Below are 16,699 nucleotides of genomic sequence, written 5' to 3'. Positions count from 1 at the left end.
CGGCTCATCCCGGCGCTACACTCTAGGGAGCGTGTATTCCCGGGATGAGCAGTATGACCTTTCATCGCCTCGCTTCCTGCTTGCTGCTGTGCAGCCTTTCCCTTCTTGCCGCCCCCCTGCGGGCGAGCGACGTCTTTACTCATATCAGCCCCGAAAGCGAGCGGGATCAGCGCACTCTCTATTTTCGCGATCTGTTGCAGCTGGCGCTGGAGAAGACCCGTGACAGCTTCGGTGACTACGAGCTGCGGGCCGCGCCGCCGATGAATCGGATCCGGCTGCGCCAAGTGCTGCAAACCAACTTCTACCCCAACTTCTTTGCCGTCGATACCCCACAGCCCGATCGCGGCGATGCCCTCGACTATGTCCGCTTCCCGGTGGAGCTGGGCATCCTCGGTTATCGCATTTGCTTCGTCAGTCCGCAGCAGGCGAAGGCAATTGCGGGGGTGACCCGCTTCGAACAGCTCAAGCAGTACCAGAACGTGCAGGGGCGCGGTTGGCAGGATGCTGCCATTCTGCGGGCGGCCGGTCTGCAGGTGCTGGAGGTGGACAGCTACGAGCGCCTGTTCAAGCTGGTGGCCCGTGGGCGGGCCGACCTCTTTTGCCGCGGCGCCAACGAGCTCTTCACCGAGCTGGAGCAGCATCGGGATGTGGTTGGTCTCACCGTGGAGCCGCACATCGCTCTGCACTACCCCTTCCTCCATCTCTTCTACACCTACAAGGGGAATCAGACGGGGCTCAGGCGCATTCAGGCCGGGCTCAAGCTGGCGTGGCAGGATGGTTCGCTACAGCAGCTCTGGCTGCGCTACTTCAAGCCCTCCCTCGATCAGGCCAGGCTCCACGAGCGGCAGCTGTTCGAGCTGCCCAACCCGCTGCTCAAGGGGATCGACTTTGATTACGACGCCTACCACTACGATCCGGTAACGGGGCACTTCGGCCCCGGCTTGCCCTGAGCCGGAATCAGCAATCAGTGACGTGGCCAGCCCTGCGGCTGGCCTTTTCATCAGGCCAATTATGCCAAATTGGCATGTTTTTTATTATTTAAATTCATTTTTTGAAGGTTGTTGCGCTGCATATACTGGGGGTCGCTTCACGGTTTCACGTTTTGCATCTGTCCGGCTGCTGCCTTGCCGATGCGAGTCTGAACCGTCCTGCTGCGGCGTCTTGATGTTCTGCATGAAGGCGTCCATCACTGGGCCGGGATCGATCCCGGCAGGTATTACAGCTGACGGAGCCTTGTTATGTTTAATCCCCACCCTCGCGCCCTGATTGTCGAAGGGGGCGCCATGCGCGGCATCTTCGCCAGCGGTGTGCTCGATGCCTTCGTGGAAAGCCACCACTACCCGTTCGATTTCGTCATGGGCGTCTCGGCCGGTGCCACCAATCTGGTCTCTTATCTGAGCGAGCAGCCGCGCCGCAGTCATCACATCATCACCGAGCTGGCCTGTAGTAGCGACTTTCTCGACCCGTTGCGTTTCGTCAAGGGGGGCGATCTGGTGGATGTCAGCTGGCTCTGGCGCACCAGTCGCTACCGCTTTCCCCTCGACCTCGATACCTTCTCCGCCTGCCGCATCCCTTTCTATGCGGTCACCACCGAGGTGGCGACCGGCGCGGCTGTCTACCTGCCGGTGTGCCCCGACAATATGGACGAGGTGCTGACCGCCACCTGCGCCCTGCCGGTGGTGCAGCACGAGACCCCCTGTGTCGAGGGGCGCCCGATGGCCGATGGCGGCATCAGCGACTCCATTCCGGTGATCGAGGCCTATCGGCGCGGGGCGCGGCGGATGACGGTGGTGCTCTCCGAGCCGCGCGGGTATCGCAAGAAGCCGGCCCGCTTCTGCTGGATGGTCAAAGCCTTGCTGAAGACCCAGCCCGCGCTGGCACAGGCGATGTTGGCACGGGATGTGGCCTACAACCGGGCTCTCGACTTTATCGAGATGCCGCCTGCCGACTGCGAGATCGAGGTGATCGCGCCACCGGCCGATTTTCCTGTCTCCCGCTTTACCCGCGACGCGTTCAAGCTGGAGTCCGGCTATCTGCAGGGCTACTGGCAGGGGCGCCAGAGCCTGCTGCGGGCCCGCAGGGAGGCGCGAGCGGTGGCCTGAACGGCTGGGGTCGGTGCTGAGCATCACGTGCTGAATATAAAAAGGGGAACCTCGCGGTTCCCCTTTTGCATGCTGGCGCGGCGGCAGCTGCTTACAGCATCTGCTTGAGGCGATAGAGCAGGTCCAGCGCCTGGCGGGGGGTCAGCTCGTCGGGGCGCACCGCTTCCAGCTCTTCCACCACAGGATGGAGCTGCGGGGCGAGAGCCACCGGAGCCGGGCTGCTTTCACCGGCGGCGACCGGAGTAGCGCTTTCCAGCTCGTGCAGTTTGTGACGGGCCTGCTGGATCACCGATTTAGGTACCCCCGCCAGCGCCGCCACCTGCAGGCCGTAGGAGCGGCTGGCTGCCCCCTCCTGCACCGCATGCATAAAGGCGATGGTGTCGCCGTGCTCCACTGCATCCAGATGGACGTTGGCCAGCCCGCTCATCAGCTCGGGCAGGCGGGTCAGCTCGAAGTAGTGGGTGGCGAACAGGGTATAGGCGCCAATCTTGCTCGCCAGCTGTTCGGCGCAGGCCCACGCCAGCGAGAGGCCGTCGTAGGTGCTGGTGCCGCGGCCAATCTCATCCATCAGTACCAGACTGCGGGCGGTGGCGTTGTTGAGGATGTTGGCGGTCTCGGTCATCTCCACCATAAAGGTGGATCGGCCGGAGGCAAGATCGTCCGACGCCCCGATGCGGGTGAAGATGCGGTCGATGGGGCCGATGCGGGCGCTGTCGGCCGGCACGAAGGCGCCGATATGGGCCAGCAAAACGATCAACGCGGTCTGGCGCATGTAGGTGGATTTACCGCCCATGTTGGGACCGGTGATGATCAGCATCCGTCGCTCCCGCTCGAGCCGGATCGGGTTGGCGATAAAGGGATCGCTCATCACCTGCTCCACCACCGGATGACGGCCCGCCTCGATCAGGATCTGATCCTCGTCGATCAGGGTGGGGCAGCGGTAGTCCAGGGTCTCGGCCCGCTCCGCCAGATTGGCCAGCACGTCCAGCTCCGCCAGTGCGGCGGCGGACTCCTGCAGATCACCGAGGTGGGGCAGCAGGGCATCGAGCAGCTCTTCGTAGAGCCGTTTTTCCAGCGCCAGCGCCTGGGCCTGGGCGGTGAGCACCTTGTCCTCGTACTTCTTCAGCTCATCGATGATGTAGCGCTCGTTGTTCTTGAGGGTCTGGCGGCGGATGTAGTGGGCCGGCACCAGATGGCTGTTGGCGCGGCTCACCTCGATATAGAAGCCGTGCACCTTGTTGTAACCCACCTTGAGGGTGTTGATGCCGGTCAGCAGCTTCTCCCGCTCCTCGATGCGGGCGAGGCTGGCGGTGGCGCCGTTGGCCAGATCCCGCAGCTCGTCCAGCTCCTGATTGAAGCCGTCACGGATGACGCCGCCATCGCGGATCAGCACCGGTGGCACCTCCATGATTGCACGCTCCAGCAGGTCGAGCAGTTCAGGGAAGGTACTGGCGCGCTCGGCCAGCTGTTGCACCGCTTCGTGCTCGTTATCCGCCAGCAGGCGCTGCAACTCGGGCAGCTGGGCGAACGCCTGCCGCAGGCGGGTGAGATCGCGCGGGCGAGCCGAGCGCAGGGCGAGACGGGCCAGCACCCGCTCCACATCGCCGACCTGACGCAACAGGTTGCCCAACTCGTCGTAGAGGTTCTGCTCGATGAGCTCCTTGATGGTGCTCTGACGGCCTTTGAGGATTACCCGATCGCGGATCGGTTGGTGGATCCAGCGTTTGAGCAGACGGCTACCCATGGGGGTGGCGGTGCGATCCAGCACCTCGGCCAGGGTATTTTCATAGCCACCGGCCAGATTCTGAGTCAGCTCCAGATTGCGGCGGGTGGCGGCATCCATGATGACGGCGTGATCGGGCTGCTCGAGGCGCACGCTGCGGATGTGGGGCAGGGCGGTGCGCTGGGTATCCTTGACGTACTGCATCAGGCAACCGGCGGCGCACAGGGCGGTCTCGCTCTTGTCGACGCCAAAGCCCACCAGATCCTGGGTGCCGAACTGCTGGCAAAGCAGTTTGCGGGCGGTGCCCAGCTCAAACTCCCACTCCGGGCGGCGGCGCAGGCCACGGCGACCCTCGATATGGTGCAGGAACTCGAATGATTCGGGATAGAGCAGCTCGGCCGGATTGGTGCGTTGCAGCTCCGCCAGCAGGGTCTCCTCTTTCTCAAACTGGTTGATGAAGAAGCGGCCGGAGCCGATGTCCATGGTGCCATAGCCGAAGCGGCGGCCATCGTGATAAACGGCGGCGATCAGGTTGTCCTGTCGCTCGCTGAGCAGCGCCTCGTCGGAGACGGTGCCCGGGGTGATGATGCGGATCACCTTGCGCTCCACCGGCCCCTTGCTGGTAGCGGGATCCCCTACCTGCTCGCAGATGGCGGCGGATTCGCCGAGCTGCACCAGCTTGGCCAGATAGCCCTCGATGGCGTGATAGGGGACGCCTGCCATGGGAATGGGACTGCCGGCCGACTGGCCGCGCTTGGTCAGGGAGATATCGAGCAGCTGGGAGGCCTTGCGGGCATCGTCGTAGAACAGCTCGTAGAAGTCGCCCATCCGGTAGAACAGCAGGATCTCCGGGTTCTCGGCCTTGAGGCCAAGGTACTGCTGCATCATGGGTGTGTGGGCGCTCAGATTGGCGCTTGGCGCAGCGCCAGTAGCGTGGTGTTGTGCGGTCATGTTCTGTTCCAGAAGGGGCCTCTGCGGGCCAGTGTCTGCGGTGATGAGCCTTGAGCTTGATGGCGCCATTCTACACATAAGCGCCGCGACGGGGGAGCGGGTGTTCCGGGGGCGGCTGCTCGGCACTATTGAAGGCATGGCACCGGAGCAACCTCCCATTGCAACAGGCAAGGGCGGTTGCCGTGGCGGTCTGCCGTGGTTGCGGGGGGTGGTAGCGGGATCGCATAATGTGCCTCTTGAGCGGATCAGCAGGAGTCGTGATGAAACTGGATGCAGAGATAGAGCACCTTGCCATTGAGCTGGGACGAGCCCTCGGTCAACGGGGCTGGCTGGCGGCAACCGCAGAATCCTGTACCGGCGGCGGGGTGGCCAGCGCCATCACCGACATCGCGGGCAGCTCCGGCTGGTTCGATCGCGGATTTGTTACCTACACCAACGAGGCCAAGCAGCAGATGCTGGGGGTGAGCAGCGATAGCCTTGAGCTGCACGGCGCGGTGAGCGAAGCCGTGGTGCTGGAGATGGCACGTGGCGCGCTGGCCCACTCGTCGGCCGCCATTAGCGTGGCCATCAGCGGCATCGCTGGCCCCGGCGGCGCCACCGAGGACAAGCCGGTCGGCACCGTCTGGTTCGCCTGGGCCGACCGCAACGGTCGCCACCACTCTCTGCTCGCCCGCTTCGACGGGGATCGCCGACAGGTACGTCAGCAGGCGGTGAGACAGGCCTTGTCGGGTCTGTTGGCCCTGCTCAGATAAATTGGGCTTGATACTGTATGAATAGACAGTATACTTAGCCCAACTTCACTTCTTACTCACGATTTCCAGCGGAGATTGGCATGGATCAGAACAAACAGAAGGCACTGGCGGCTGCGCTGGGTCAGATTGAAAAGCAGTTCGGCAAAGGTTCCATCATGCGTCTGGGCGACAGCAAGACCATGGATATCGAAGCCATCTCTACCGGTTCCCTCTCGCTGGACGTGGCGCTGGGCATTGGCGGTCTGCCGTGCGGTCGTATCGTCGAGATCTACGGCCCGGAATCTTCCGGTAAAACCACCCTCACCCTGCAGGTGATCGCGGAAGCCCAGAAGAAAGGCAAAACCTGTGCCTTCGTCGATGCGGAACACGCGCTCGACCCTATCTATGCTGCCAAGCTGGGCGTCAACGTCGACGACCTGCTGATCTCCCAGCCGGATACCGGTGAACAGGCGCTGGAAATCTGCGACATGCTGGTTCGCTCCAACGCCGTTGACGTCATCATCGTCGACTCCGTTGCGGCCCTGACCCCGAAAGCGGAAATCGAAGGCGAAATGGGTGATTCCCACGTTGGCCTGCAGGCCCGTCTGATGTCCCAGGCGCTGCGCAAGCTGACCGCCAACATCAAGAACGCCAATTGCCTGTGCATCTTCATCAACCAGATCCGGATGAAGATTGGCGTCATGTTCGGTAGCCCGGAGACCACCACTGGTGGTAACGCGCTCAAGTTCTACGCATCCGTGCGTCTGGATATCCGTCGCATCGGCGCCATCAAGGAAGGTGACGAAGTAGTCGGTAACGAGACCCGCGTCAAAGTGGTCAAGAACAAGGTGGCCCCGCCCTTCAAACAGGCTGAATTCCAGATTTTCTACGGTGCCGGTATCTCCAAAGAGGGCGAGCTGGTGGACTTGGGCGTCAAGCACAAGCTGATCGACAAGGCCGGTGCCTGGTACAGCTACAACGGCGAGAAAATCGGCCAGGGCAAGGCCAACGTCATGAAGCTGTTCGCCGAGAACAAGGTGATGGCTGGCGAAATTGAAGCGCGTCTGCGCGAACTGCTGCTCTCCGGTGCCGTACCGGCAGAAAAGCCGGTGGCAGCTGCCGCCGAAGAGTTTGAAGACGAAAGCGAACAAGAGTTCGAATAAGGTAAAGGAGGCCGGGTTGATACCCGGCCTTGTCATTTATGGTCGATGAATCTCTCCCCGAACCCGTTGAACTCTCCTTTGAAGAGCTGTTTGCCGCTGCCCGCGCCTTTGCCATGCGCAGTCTGGCACGTCGCGAGAGCGCCGAGTCCGAGCTGGCCAACCGGCTGCGCCAGCAGGGTTTCAATGAAGAGGTGATCGAGGCGGTGGTCGACTACTGCCGCGGTTACAACTGGGTCAATGACGAACGTTACGGTGGCATGGCGGTACGGGCCGGTGCAGCCAAGGGGCATGGCCCCATCAAAATCCGCTTTGATCTGCGCCGCAAGGGGCTCGATGATATGCAGATCGATGCCGCCTTCGATCAACCGGAGCTGGACTGGTTTGAACTGGCGTTTGCCCTGCTCGAACGGCGTGCCAGAGTGGCCGATCTGGCGGATTTCAAGCTGCGGATGAAGTGGCTCAAATACCTGCTGGGGCGCGGCTTTACCCAGGATCAGGCGCGTTATGCGATATCAACCCTGCAAGAGTCGGCCTCAGAGTAGTCGGGGCTGGCACCCTGTTGCGTGATGCAAGGTCATGAGACGATGCCGTGCCCGCTCTGTTGTCAGGCATATTGATCACGTGACTGACTTTCTGTTTCGGCCAGTGCCGATGGCCATACTGCCAGCAGCTGTGACAGCGTTCCCGCTGCACTCTTTACTCTTCTATGCAGCACGCGCTGATACCCCTTATCTCGCATTTACAGGATTTTCCCTGCCCATTCAGTGGCTTGAGGGACGGGGATGGCGAAAGGCCGGTTCTGCCGTGCCACATGGCTATTTTCCACTGCTTTTGGCCTGATCCCCGGCTCAAAAAGCCTCTGTTTGCCTCCCTTTTCTCTTCGTATCCATTTATGCGCGCTTTTTCGCCCGTGACGGGCCTGTACGTTTTACTTTACCCCGCAGAAAACTTACATTAATGCGGTTAAAAGTCCGTATTCGAATCAAGCAGGATTTTCCATGTATATGTCCACGTCAGAGATACGCGCTGCGTTTCTCGAGTATTTCCGTTCCCAGGGACACCAGGTTGTCTCCTCCAGCTCGCTGGTACCGCATAACGACCCGACCCTGTTGTTTACCAACGCGGGTATGAACCAGTTCAAGGATGTGTTCCTTGGCGCCGAGAAGCGTGCCTACAACCGCGCCACCACGTCCCAGCGTTGTGTCCGTGCCGGTGGTAAACACAATGACCTGGAAAACGTCGGCTATACCGCCCGTCACCACACCTTCTTCGAAATGCTGGGCAACTTCAGCTTCGGCGACTACTTCAAGCATGACGCCATCAAGTTTGCCTGGGGTTTCCTGACCGAAGTGTTGCAGCTGCCGAAAGATCGCCTGCTGGTGACCGTCTACGCGACTGACGATGAAGCGTTCAATATCTGGGAGAAAGAGGTCGGTGTACCGGCCGATCGCATCGTACGCATCGGTGACAACAAGGGTGCCCCTTACGCCTCCGACAACTTCTGGGCGATGGGTGATACCGGCCCGTGCGGTCCCTGCACCGAGATCTTCTATGACCACGGCGATCACATCTGGGGTGGCCGTCCCGGCTCGCCGGAAGAGGATGGCGACCGTTTCATCGAGATCTGGAACGTGGTGTTCATGCAGTTCAACCGTCAGGCTGACGGCACCATGGAGCCGCTGCCCCGTCCGTCCGTGGATACCGGCATGGGTCTGGAGCGTATCTCCGCCATCATGCAGGGTGTCCACTCCAACTACGAAATCGACATCTTCCAGGCGCTGATCAAGAAAGCGGCCGAGATCGTTGGTACCACCGATCTGAGCAACCAGTCCCTGCGCGTCATCGCTGATCACATCCGCTCCTGCGCCTTCCTGGTGGCTGACGGCGTGATGCCGTCCAACGAAGGTCGCGGCTATGTGCTGCGCCGCATCATCCGTCGCGCCGTGCGCCACGGTCGCAAGCTGGGTGCTACCGACGTCTTCTTCTACAAACTGGCTGCCGAGCTGGCGGTGCAGATGAAGGATGTGGGCGCCGAGCTGATCGCCCAGCTGCCGCTGGTCGAGCGCGTACTGCGCATCGAGGAAGAGCAGTTCGTCCGCACCCTGGATCGCGGTCTGCTGCTGCTGGAAGATGTGCTGGCCAACCTAGGCGACGCCAAAGTCGTGCCGGGTGAGGTGGTGTTCAAGCTCTATGACACCTATGGCTTCCCGGCCGATCTGACTGCTGACGTGGTGCGCGAGCGCGACATCGGCATCGATGAAGAGGGCTTCACCGTCGAGATGGAGAAGCAGCGTGCTCGTGCCAAAGAGGCCTCCAGCTTCGGCGTGAACTACAACGAGATGCTCAAGCTTGACTTCGAAACGCCGTTTACCGGTTACAAGAACCTGAGCGAGCGCACCCGTGTGCTCGGCATCTACAAGGGCACCGAAGAGGTGAATGGCCTGATCGCCGGTGACGAAGCCGTCATCGTTCTGGAGCAGACCCCCTTCTACGCCGAGTCTGGTGGTCAGGTGGGCGATAGCGGCACCCTGAAAGTGGACGACGGCATCTTTGCCGTGACCGACACCCAGAAAGCGGGCAAGGCGATCATCCACAAGGGTTACATGGAGCTGGGTACCCTGGAGAAGGGCGCCGAAGTGGAAGCCGTGGTCGATGGCGATCGCCGTCAGGCCGTCGCCCTGAACCACTCCGTGACTCACCTGCTGCATGCCGCCCTGCGCCAGTCACTGGGTGATCACGTGACCCAGAAAGGTTCTCTGGTAGGGGCCGAGCGCATGCGTTTCGACTTCTCCCACTTCGAGGGGTTGACCATGGCGACCATTCGTCGCATCGAAGAGCTGGTCAACGCCCAGATCCGTGCCAACCACGAAGTCAGCACTCAGGTGATGGATCTGGACGCCGCCAAGGCTGCCGGTGCCATGGCGCTGTTTGGTGAAAAATATGAAGACGACGTGCGCGTGGTGCGCATGGGCGACTACTCCACCGAGCTGTGTGGCGGTACTCACGCCAAGCGCACCGGTGACATCGGCTTCTTCAAGATCATCGCCGAGAGCGGTATCGCCGCCGGTGTGCGTCGTATCGAAGCGGTGACCGGCAAGGGCGCCATCGACTTCATGCACCAGCTGGCCGAGCAGTTTGAAGAGGCTGCCGCACTGGTGAAAGGCGATCAGTTCTCCATCGGCAGCAAAGTGCGCCAGATCCTGGACAAGTCCAAGATGATGGAGCGCGAGCTGGAGCAGCTCAAGGCCAAGCTGGCCGCTCAGGCCGGTAACGATCTGCTGAGTCAGGTGATCGAGATCAATGGTCAGAAGGTGCTGGTTGCAGCGCTGGAAGGGGCCGATCCGAAATCTCTGCGCGGCATGCTGGACGAGCTGAAAAATCGCATGAAGTCCGGTGTCGTGCTGCTGGCAACCTGTGCCGACGGCAAGGTTAACCTGATCGCGGGTGTGACCAACGACCTGACCGGCAAGGTCAAGGCCGGTGAGCTGGTCAATCTGGTTGCCCAGCAGGTGGGTGGCAAGGGCGGTGGTCGTGCGGACATGGCACAGGCGGGTGGTACCCAGCCTGAGGCGGTGCCGGCAGCGCTGCAATCCGTTCACTCCTGGCTGGAAGAGCGCCTGTAATAGGGCGAGGTGATCTGTGGCACTCTATGTACAGAAGTACGGCGGCACCTCGGTCGGCACACTGGAGCGGATCGAGGCGGTAGCTGAGCGGGTCGAGCAGACCCGCGCCCAGGGACACGACGTGGTGGTGGTTGTCTCCGCCATGTCGGGCGAAACCAACCGGTTGCTGGGCATGGCCCAGCAGCTGGATCCTGATGCCAACCGGCGCGAGATGGATGTGCTGGTCTCCACCGGTGAGCAGGTCACCATAGCGCTGCTGGCGATCGCGTTGAACAAACGCGGTTGTCCTGCGGTCTCAATGACCGGTGATCAGGTGCGCATTCATACCGATTCCGCTTATGGCAAGGCGCGCATCACTCACATTGACACCGAACTGGTTCATGCCGAACTGGCAGCAGGCAAGGTGGTGGTGATCGCCGGTTTCCAGGGCCGTGACGAGCATAACGCCATCACGACCCTGGGCCGCGGCGGTTCGGATACCACGGCGGTTGCCGTGGCGGCGGCCATCAAGGCCGATGAGTGCCAGATCTTTACCGATGTGGATGGGGTATACACCACGGATCCGCGCATCGAGCCCAAGGCGCGTCGTCTCGACACCATCACCTTCGAGGAGATGCTGGAGATGGCCAGTCTCGGTGCCAAGGTGCTGCAGATCCGCTCGGTGGAATTTGCGGGCAAGTACCGCGTCCCGCTGCGGGTGCTGTCGAGCTTTATCGATGGAGAGGGAACCTTAATCACATATGGAGGTGATAGGATGGAAGCTCCCCTGGTATCCGGGATCGCTTTTAACCGCAACGAGGCCAGCCTGACCATTCTGGGCGTGCCGGACAGACCAACCGTTGCCGCGCAGATCCTGAATCCGATCAGCGACGCCAACATTGATGTCGACATGATTGTGCAGAATACCCTGGGAGATGGCACCGCCGACTTCACCTTCACGGTGAATCGTGACGACTACCGCCGCGCCCGGGCACTGCTGGAGGAGACAGCGACTGAGCTGGGTGCCTCCTGCGTGCAGGGAAATGGCGAAATTGCCAAGGTTTCCATTGTCGGTGTCGGCATGTGGAACCATCCCGGTGTTGCGCGCACCATGTTCAAGGTATTGGGCGAGGAGGGGATCAACATGCAGTTGATCTCGACCTCTGAAATCAAAATCTCTGTGGTCATTGACGAGAAGTATCTGGAGCTGGCAGTGCGCGCCCTGCACGCGGCTTTCGGGTTGGATCAGGCACCGCAGGAGCAGCCCTTGGGCTAACAATCTCTGATTGATTTAGTTTCAACCATTTACCATATCGGTATCTTTGTAAGATAATGTCGCATATCGATATAAAAACAAAACAGGATACAGGAGCAAGCGAATGCTTATTTTGACTCGTCGTGTTGGGGAAACCCTGATGATTGGTGATGAAGTGACTGTCACCGTACTGGGCGTTAAAGGCAACCAGGTCCGTATCGGTGTGAATGCACCGAAAGAGGTCTCCGTGCACCGTGAAGAGATCTACCAGCGCATCCAGGCCGAGAAAGTACCGGGCCAACCGGGCTTCTAAGCTGCGTTCATGGCTGTGACAAGGCGACACCCTATGTGTCGCCTTTTGTTTTTCTGGCCCCCAAAAAATCGCCCTGCAAGGTGCGAAACTGCGGGATAAGTGCCGATATTGTTTGAATATTCCACGCTTTGACCAAATGCTGAGCGAACGCGCTTTTTTCTCCAAAAAAGTGTTTGACTAAAAATCCCTGTGAAGTATTATCAGCCCCGCAAACGGAGAGGTGGCCGAGAGGCTGAAGGCGCTCCCCTGCTAAGGGAGTATGCGGCTTATACCCGCATCGGGGGTTCGAATCCCCCCTTCTCCGCCATTTGCGCCCGTAGCTCAGCTGGATAGAGTACCTGGCTACGAACCAGGTGGTCAGAGGTTCGAATCCTCTCGGGCGCACCATATTTCAAGCAGTACCAAAAGTTTATGAGCGCCCGTAGCTCAGCTGGATAGAGTACCTGGCTACGAACCAGGTGGTCAGAGGTTCGAATCCTCTCGGGCGCACCATATTACGACTCAAGCAAGAGTCATGTGTTGACCATCAGCAAGTCGACACTTTGGAAAAGGCTTACTGATAAGTAAGCTTTTTTTATCGTTTTAAAACAGGGCGCCCGTAGCTCAGCTGGATAGAGTACCTGGCTACGAACCAGGTGGTCAGAGGTTCGAATCCTCTCGGGCGCACCATTTAAAACGACACAACGATTTATGAGCGCCCGTAGCTCAGCTGGATAGAGTACCTGGCTACGAACCAGGTGGTCAGAGGTTCGAATCCTCTCGGGCGCACCATTTTTCAAGCAGTACCAAAAGTTTGTGAGCGCCCGTAGCTCAGCTGGATAGAGTACCTGGCTACGAACCAGGTGGTCAGAGGTTCGAATCCTCTCGGGCGCACCATTTTTCAAGCAGTACCAAAAGTTTGTGAGCGCCCGTAGCTCAGCTGGATAGAGTACCTGGCTACGAACCAGGTGGTCAGAGGTTCGAATCCTCTCGGGCGCACCATTTTTCAAGCAGTACCAAAAGTTTGTGAGCGCCCGTAGCTCAGCTGGATAGAGTACCTGGCTACGAACCAGGTGGTCAGAGGTTCGAATCCTCTCGGGCGCACCATTTTTCAAGCAGTACCAAAAGTTTGTGAGCGCCCGTAGCTCAGCTGGATAGAGTACCTGGCTACGAACCAGGTGGTCAGAGGTTCGAATCCTCTCGGGCGCACCATTTTTCAAGCAGTACCAAAAGTTTGTGAGCGCCCGTAGCTCAGCTGGATAGAGTACCTGGCTACGAACCAGGTGGTCAGAGGTTCGAATCCTCTCGGGCGCACCATATTTCAAGCAGTACCAAAAGTTTATGAGCGCCCGTAGCTCAGCTGGATAGAGTACCTGGCTACGAACCAGGTGGTCAGAGGTTCGAATCCTCTCGGGCGCACCATTTTTCAAGCAGTACCAAAAGTTTGTGAGCGCCCGTAGCTCAGCTGGATAGAGTACCTGGCTACGAACCAGGTGGTCAGAGGTTCGAATCCTCTCGGGCGCACCATACAGACAGCCTCGACTTCGGTCGGGGCTGTTTTTTTATGGGCGACATTTACCCCTGTCGTGTGGATCCGCGTTCGCTGTGGCGTCCGGGTCACTCTCCTGCCTGTCTGTTCTTGTCCTCTTTTATACCTCTTCTGTTATTGCGCCGCGTTCTTCTGAACGGTACAAGCCTTTGCCTCATCTGCAAGTGGGCTGTATGCCTGCTGTTGCTGCGGGGGACTGTGCGCAGCTCATCACTCAGGGTTTGGCTATCAACATCCCGTAAGGCCTGCTGAGGCGTTCTGCGGGCAATAAAAAAGGATGCCGCAGCATCCTTTGGTGTTGAGAGCATTACTCAGCTTTTCAGCCATTTGCGAATGCGGTTGGCATCGCCGATGGGGGTGCGTTTGCCCACCGAGTTGAGCAACACGATGGCCAGCTCCTGATTGTCCGGCTTGGCGCGCATCACCAGACAGCGGCCCGCTTCGTCAGTGAAGCCGGTTTTGGAGAGGCGCACGTCCCAATCCGGGTTTTTTACCAGCGGGTTGGTGTTGTTGAACATCAGGCTGTAGGCGGGGGTGCTGAAGCGCATCTCCCGGTTCTCATCCTGAGTGAACTGACGGATCAGCGGCTGACGATAGGCGGCGGCGGCCAGCTTGCCCAGATCCTGGGCGGTGGAGACGTTGCGGGTGGAGAGGCCGGTGGAGTCGTAGAAGTGGGTATTGCGCATCCCCAACTGTCTGGCCTTGTTGTTCATGGCCCGCACGAAGGCGCTGCGACCACCCGGATAGTGACGCGCCAGTGCCGAGGCCATCCGGTTTTCGGAGGACATCAGCGCCAGATGCAGGGCATCGCGACGGGTCACCTTGGTGCCCATGCGAATGCGGGAGTGGGTGTGTTTAACCCGATCCAGATCGTTCTTGTCGACCGTGATGGTCTGGTTGAGATTCTGTTTGGCATCCAGCACCACCAGTGCTGTCATCAGCTTGGTGAGGGAGGCGATGGGACGCACCTTGGTGGCATTCTTCTGGTAGAGCGTCTTGCCCGTTTTTACATCCACGACCAGGGCGCTGCTTGAGCGTACTTCCAGTTTGGCTGGGTTGGGTGCCGCGTTGACCGCAGGCAATCCCAGCATTCCCATCAACCCGACCACCAGCGCTGCTGCGCGAATCCGACACCACATACAACCGACTCCATTCCCATCCAAAAAAAGGCGCTAGATTCACTCATTTTTACCCCGGCTTTACAAGGGCCGAGCGGGACTATTTCTGCTATTTGCGCAAAATAGGCGATCAAAAAAGCCCTCTGGCGAGGGCTTTCGGGTCGGGCGTTGCGCGAGGGGTCAATCCCGCGGCTGTGCGGCCTTGCGTTTGCTGATCCAGCGCCAGACCAGCGCCACCATGCCACCCACCAGGAGTACTACCGGCAGATAGATGATGATGTTGAAGAACTGGGTCTGGTATTCGGCTGCCAGCTTGGTGTGGCTCAGGTAGTAGCCGGTGCCGACCAGCGGGCAGATCCACATGATGGAACTGATCAGATTGACGATGAGAAAACGCCCCTGCGGCAGCTCGGTGGCCCCCACGATATAGGGATAGGCGGTGCGCACGAAGGCGATATAGCGCGCGGTGATCAGGGTGATGATCCCGTACTTGTCCAGCAGGTGGTAGACCTTCTGCTGGTGTCGCTCTTCCACGTGGGACATCAGCCGGTGGTAAAGCTGGGTATGGCCGAGGAAGCGCCCCTGCATGTAACCGAGCCAGGTGCCGACAAAGGTAGCCATGATCAACAGCGGGATCACCCCGAGTGACAACACATCCTGATAGATAAGCACGCCGGTGAGGAGCAGCAGGCTGTCACCGGGCAGAAAGGCGGTAGGGATGAATCCGTTCTCCAGTACCAGAAACGTCAAAATCACACCACAGATCATGAAGGCCATCTTGGGATCGGAAAGTGTGTTCAGATCGTGATTCATAAAGGCGTGAGCCAGTTGGTAAAACTGCTCCATACTTGCAAACTCCGCAGGTTAGCTGGGTTGATCGGTCAAGGGCATGGCGAGCACCTTGTCGATGCGCAGGCCATCCATGTCAACAATTTCCAGTTGCCACTGTTCCAGTGTCACCAGGTCTCCGGTGTGTGGAACACGACCAAGGAGCAGCATGATAAGCCCTCCGAGGGTGTGATAGTGATGTTTTTCTTCTTCTGGCAGACGAACCAGCTCCAGACAGTCCTTCAACTCCGGCAGCGGGATCAGGCCATCGAGCAGCCAGCTGCCGTCGGCGCGCCGGAAGGCCCAGTTGTCGCTGCCATCCTCCTGCTGGAAATCCCCTGCCAGCGCCTCCAGCAGATCCTGCTGGGTGACCAGCCCCTGCAATTCGCCATATTCGTCCACCACCAGCACCATCTGTTCGCTGTGGGTGCGGAAGTGGTTGAGCAGCTCGACGCCGTTGAGGGTCTCGGGCAGCAGGCTGCCCTCCTGGGTCAGGGCCGCCAGATCGATAGGCTCTCCCTTGATATAGGCGTGCAGCACCTTGCTGACATTGATGATCCCCACCAGCTCTGACAGGTTGCCGTCGCAGACCGGAAAATAGCTGTGGCGATACTCCACCAGCCGCTGCAGGTTGGCCTCCAGCGGCAGCGCCAGATCCAGATAGCGGATATCGCTGCGCGGCACCATCAGGGAGGAGAGGCTGCGCTCGTCGAGACGGAAGACGTTGCGCAGCATGGTGTGTTCATGATCCTCGATCACCCCGGCTTCCGATCCTTCCACCAGCATGGCGTGGATCTCCTCCTCGGTGACATTGTTACTGCCATTCTGGTTGACCCGCAGCAGCCGCAGGCTGGCATTGGTGGAGGCCGACAGCAGCCAGACGAAGGGGCGAGTCAGGGTGGCGAGCCAGTGCATCGGGCGGGCCATCAGGCAGGCGATGCGCTCGGCATTGAGCTGGCCAAGCCGCTTGGGCACCAGCTCCCCCACCACGATGGAGAGGTAAGTAACCACCACCACCACGATGACGGTGGCGATCAGGCCGCTGCTCTTGGGGGATAGTCCCCACTCCTGCAACCAGAGCGAGAAGGGCTGGGCCAGTAGCGATTCGCCATAAATACCGTTGAGCAGACCGATGCTGGTGATGCCTATCTGGACGGCGGAGAGAAAATGGGTCGGGTCTTCACCCAGTTTGAGGGCGATGGCGGCGGAGCGGTTGCCTTCATTGGCAAGTTTGCCGAGGCGCGCCTTGCGTGCGGTGACGATGGCGATTTCTGACATGGCGAAGACGCCATTAAGCAAAATCAATCCCAGCAGGATCAATATTTCCATACAGCAACAGCACCTCTTGAGTAGATAAGATCGCTGGCAGTGTAATGAATTTGGCC

At 59.8% G+C, this 16,699-nt stretch carries 13 protein-coding genes and 12 tRNA genes; 20 read left to right on the top strand and 5 right to left on the bottom strand.

The window, feature by feature from the left end; genetic code table 11:
• Window positions 1–53: 53 nt before the first annotated feature.
• Window positions 54–950: a hypothetical protein gene (locus tag BSP75_RS08680; RefSeq protein ID WP_075112899.1), complete on the top strand. Its 897-nt coding sequence runs from the start codon at window positions 54–56 to the stop codon at window positions 948–950.
• A gap of 84 nt (window positions 951–1,034) precedes the next feature.
• Here BSP75_RS08680 and BSP75_RS21800 read toward each other — a convergent pair whose 3' ends face one another.
• On the bottom strand, window positions 1,035–1,175 hold the full coding sequence (locus BSP75_RS21800; RefSeq protein ID WP_171971586.1) for a hypothetical protein: 141 nt from the start codon (window positions 1,173–1,175) through the stop codon (window positions 1,035–1,037).
• Between the two features lie 63 nt (window positions 1,176–1,238).
• Between BSP75_RS21800 and BSP75_RS08675 the strand changes: the two genes are divergently transcribed.
• Window positions 1,239–2,102: a patatin family protein gene (locus BSP75_RS08675; RefSeq protein WP_075112898.1), complete on the top strand. Its 864-nt coding sequence runs from the start codon at window positions 1,239–1,241 to the stop codon at window positions 2,100–2,102.
• 91 nt (window positions 2,103–2,193) lie between these two features.
• Here the strand turns inward: BSP75_RS08675 and mutS are convergent, their stop codons facing one another.
• A complete protein-coding gene (gene mutS, locus BSP75_RS08670; protein WP_075112897.1) occupies window positions 2,194–4,776 on the bottom strand; it encodes a DNA mismatch repair protein MutS in 2,583 nt (860 codons plus the stop codon).
• Window positions 4,777–5,036: 260 nt separating this feature from the next.
• Between mutS and pncC the strand changes: the two genes are divergently transcribed.
• From pncC to BSP75_RS08580, 18 genes are all read left to right on the top strand, one after another.
• The gene (gene pncC / locus BSP75_RS08665; protein ID WP_075112896.1) at window positions 5,037–5,528 is read left to right on the top strand and encodes a nicotinamide-nucleotide amidase; all 492 of its coding nucleotides are present in this window, start codon (window positions 5,037–5,039) and stop codon (window positions 5,526–5,528) included.
• A gap of 80 nt (window positions 5,529–5,608) precedes the next feature.
• Window positions 5,609–6,670, top strand: a complete 1,062-nt coding sequence (gene recA / locus BSP75_RS08660) for a recombinase RecA (RefSeq protein WP_042058789.1) — start codon at window positions 5,609–5,611, stop codon at window positions 6,668–6,670.
• A gap of 38 nt (window positions 6,671–6,708) precedes the next feature.
• Complete coding sequence (locus BSP75_RS08655) at window positions 6,709–7,212, top strand: regulatory protein RecX (RefSeq protein ID WP_042657692.1); 504 nt, start codon at window positions 6,709–6,711, stop codon at window positions 7,210–7,212.
• Between the two features lie 456 nt (window positions 7,213–7,668).
• Window positions 7,669–10,293: an alanine--tRNA ligase gene (alaS, locus tag BSP75_RS08650; RefSeq protein WP_075112895.1), complete on the top strand. Its 2,625-nt coding sequence runs from the start codon at window positions 7,669–7,671 to the stop codon at window positions 10,291–10,293.
• Between the two features lie 16 nt (window positions 10,294–10,309).
• Window positions 10,310–11,548: an aspartate kinase gene (locus BSP75_RS08645; protein WP_005336054.1), complete on the top strand. Its 1,239-nt coding sequence runs from the start codon at window positions 10,310–10,312 to the stop codon at window positions 11,546–11,548.
• A gap of 103 nt (window positions 11,549–11,651) precedes the next feature.
• Window positions 11,652–11,840, top strand: a complete 189-nt coding sequence (gene csrA / locus BSP75_RS08640; protein ID WP_005336053.1) for a carbon storage regulator CsrA — start codon at window positions 11,652–11,654, stop codon at window positions 11,838–11,840.
• 214 nt (window positions 11,841–12,054) lie between these two features.
• Window positions 12,055–12,147, top strand: a tRNA-Ser gene (locus BSP75_RS08635).
• Window positions 12,148–12,150: 3 nt separating this feature from the next.
• A tRNA-Arg gene (locus BSP75_RS08630) sits at window positions 12,151–12,227 on the top strand.
• A gap of 28 nt (window positions 12,228–12,255) precedes the next feature.
• Window positions 12,256–12,332: transfer RNA gene (locus BSP75_RS08625), tRNA-Arg, on the top strand.
• Window positions 12,333–12,432: 100 nt separating this feature from the next.
• Window positions 12,433–12,509 (top strand) — tRNA-Arg (locus tag BSP75_RS08620).
• Window positions 12,510–12,534: 25 nt separating this feature from the next.
• Window positions 12,535–12,611, top strand: a tRNA-Arg gene (locus BSP75_RS08615).
• 28 nt (window positions 12,612–12,639) lie between these two features.
• Window positions 12,640–12,716 (top strand) — tRNA-Arg (locus tag BSP75_RS08610).
• Window positions 12,717–12,744: 28 nt separating this feature from the next.
• Window positions 12,745–12,821: transfer RNA gene (locus BSP75_RS08605), tRNA-Arg, on the top strand.
• A 28-nt stretch (window positions 12,822–12,849) separates the two neighbouring features.
• A tRNA-Arg gene (locus BSP75_RS08600) sits at window positions 12,850–12,926 on the top strand.
• A gap of 28 nt (window positions 12,927–12,954) precedes the next feature.
• Window positions 12,955–13,031, top strand: a tRNA-Arg gene (locus tag BSP75_RS08595).
• Window positions 13,032–13,059: 28 nt separating this feature from the next.
• Window positions 13,060–13,136 (top strand) — tRNA-Arg (locus tag BSP75_RS08590).
• A gap of 28 nt (window positions 13,137–13,164) precedes the next feature.
• Window positions 13,165–13,241 (top strand) — tRNA-Arg (locus BSP75_RS08585).
• 28 nt (window positions 13,242–13,269) lie between these two features.
• Window positions 13,270–13,346, top strand: a tRNA-Arg gene (locus BSP75_RS08580).
• 333 nt (window positions 13,347–13,679) lie between these two features.
• Here BSP75_RS08580 and pbpG read toward each other — a convergent pair.
• The 3 genes from pbpG to BSP75_RS08565 form a co-directional block, all read right to left on the bottom strand.
• Window positions 13,680–14,507, bottom strand: coding sequence for a D-alanyl-D-alanine endopeptidase (gene pbpG / locus BSP75_RS08575; RefSeq protein WP_075112894.1), 828 nt, complete (start codon window positions 14,505–14,507; stop codon window positions 13,680–13,682).
• Window positions 14,508–14,666: 159 nt separating this feature from the next.
• Window positions 14,667–15,332, bottom strand: coding sequence for a DedA family protein (locus BSP75_RS08570; RefSeq protein ID WP_058053366.1), 666 nt, complete (start codon window positions 15,330–15,332; stop codon window positions 14,667–14,669).
• Between the two features lie 18 nt (window positions 15,333–15,350).
• Window positions 15,351–16,643, bottom strand: coding sequence for a hemolysin family protein (locus BSP75_RS08565; RefSeq protein WP_075112893.1), 1,293 nt, complete (start codon window positions 16,641–16,643; stop codon window positions 15,351–15,353).
• Window positions 16,644–16,699 lie beyond the last annotated feature (56 nt).

Origin of the sequence: Aeromonas sp. YN13HZO-058, assembly GCF_001921245.1 — a bacterium.
GTDB classification, from domain to species: domain Bacteria; phylum Pseudomonadota; class Gammaproteobacteria; order Enterobacterales; family Aeromonadaceae; genus Aeromonas; species Aeromonas allosaccharophila.
Note: the sequence above shows the minus strand (reverse complement) of the source record. Positions and strands in the feature narration are given on the sequence as shown.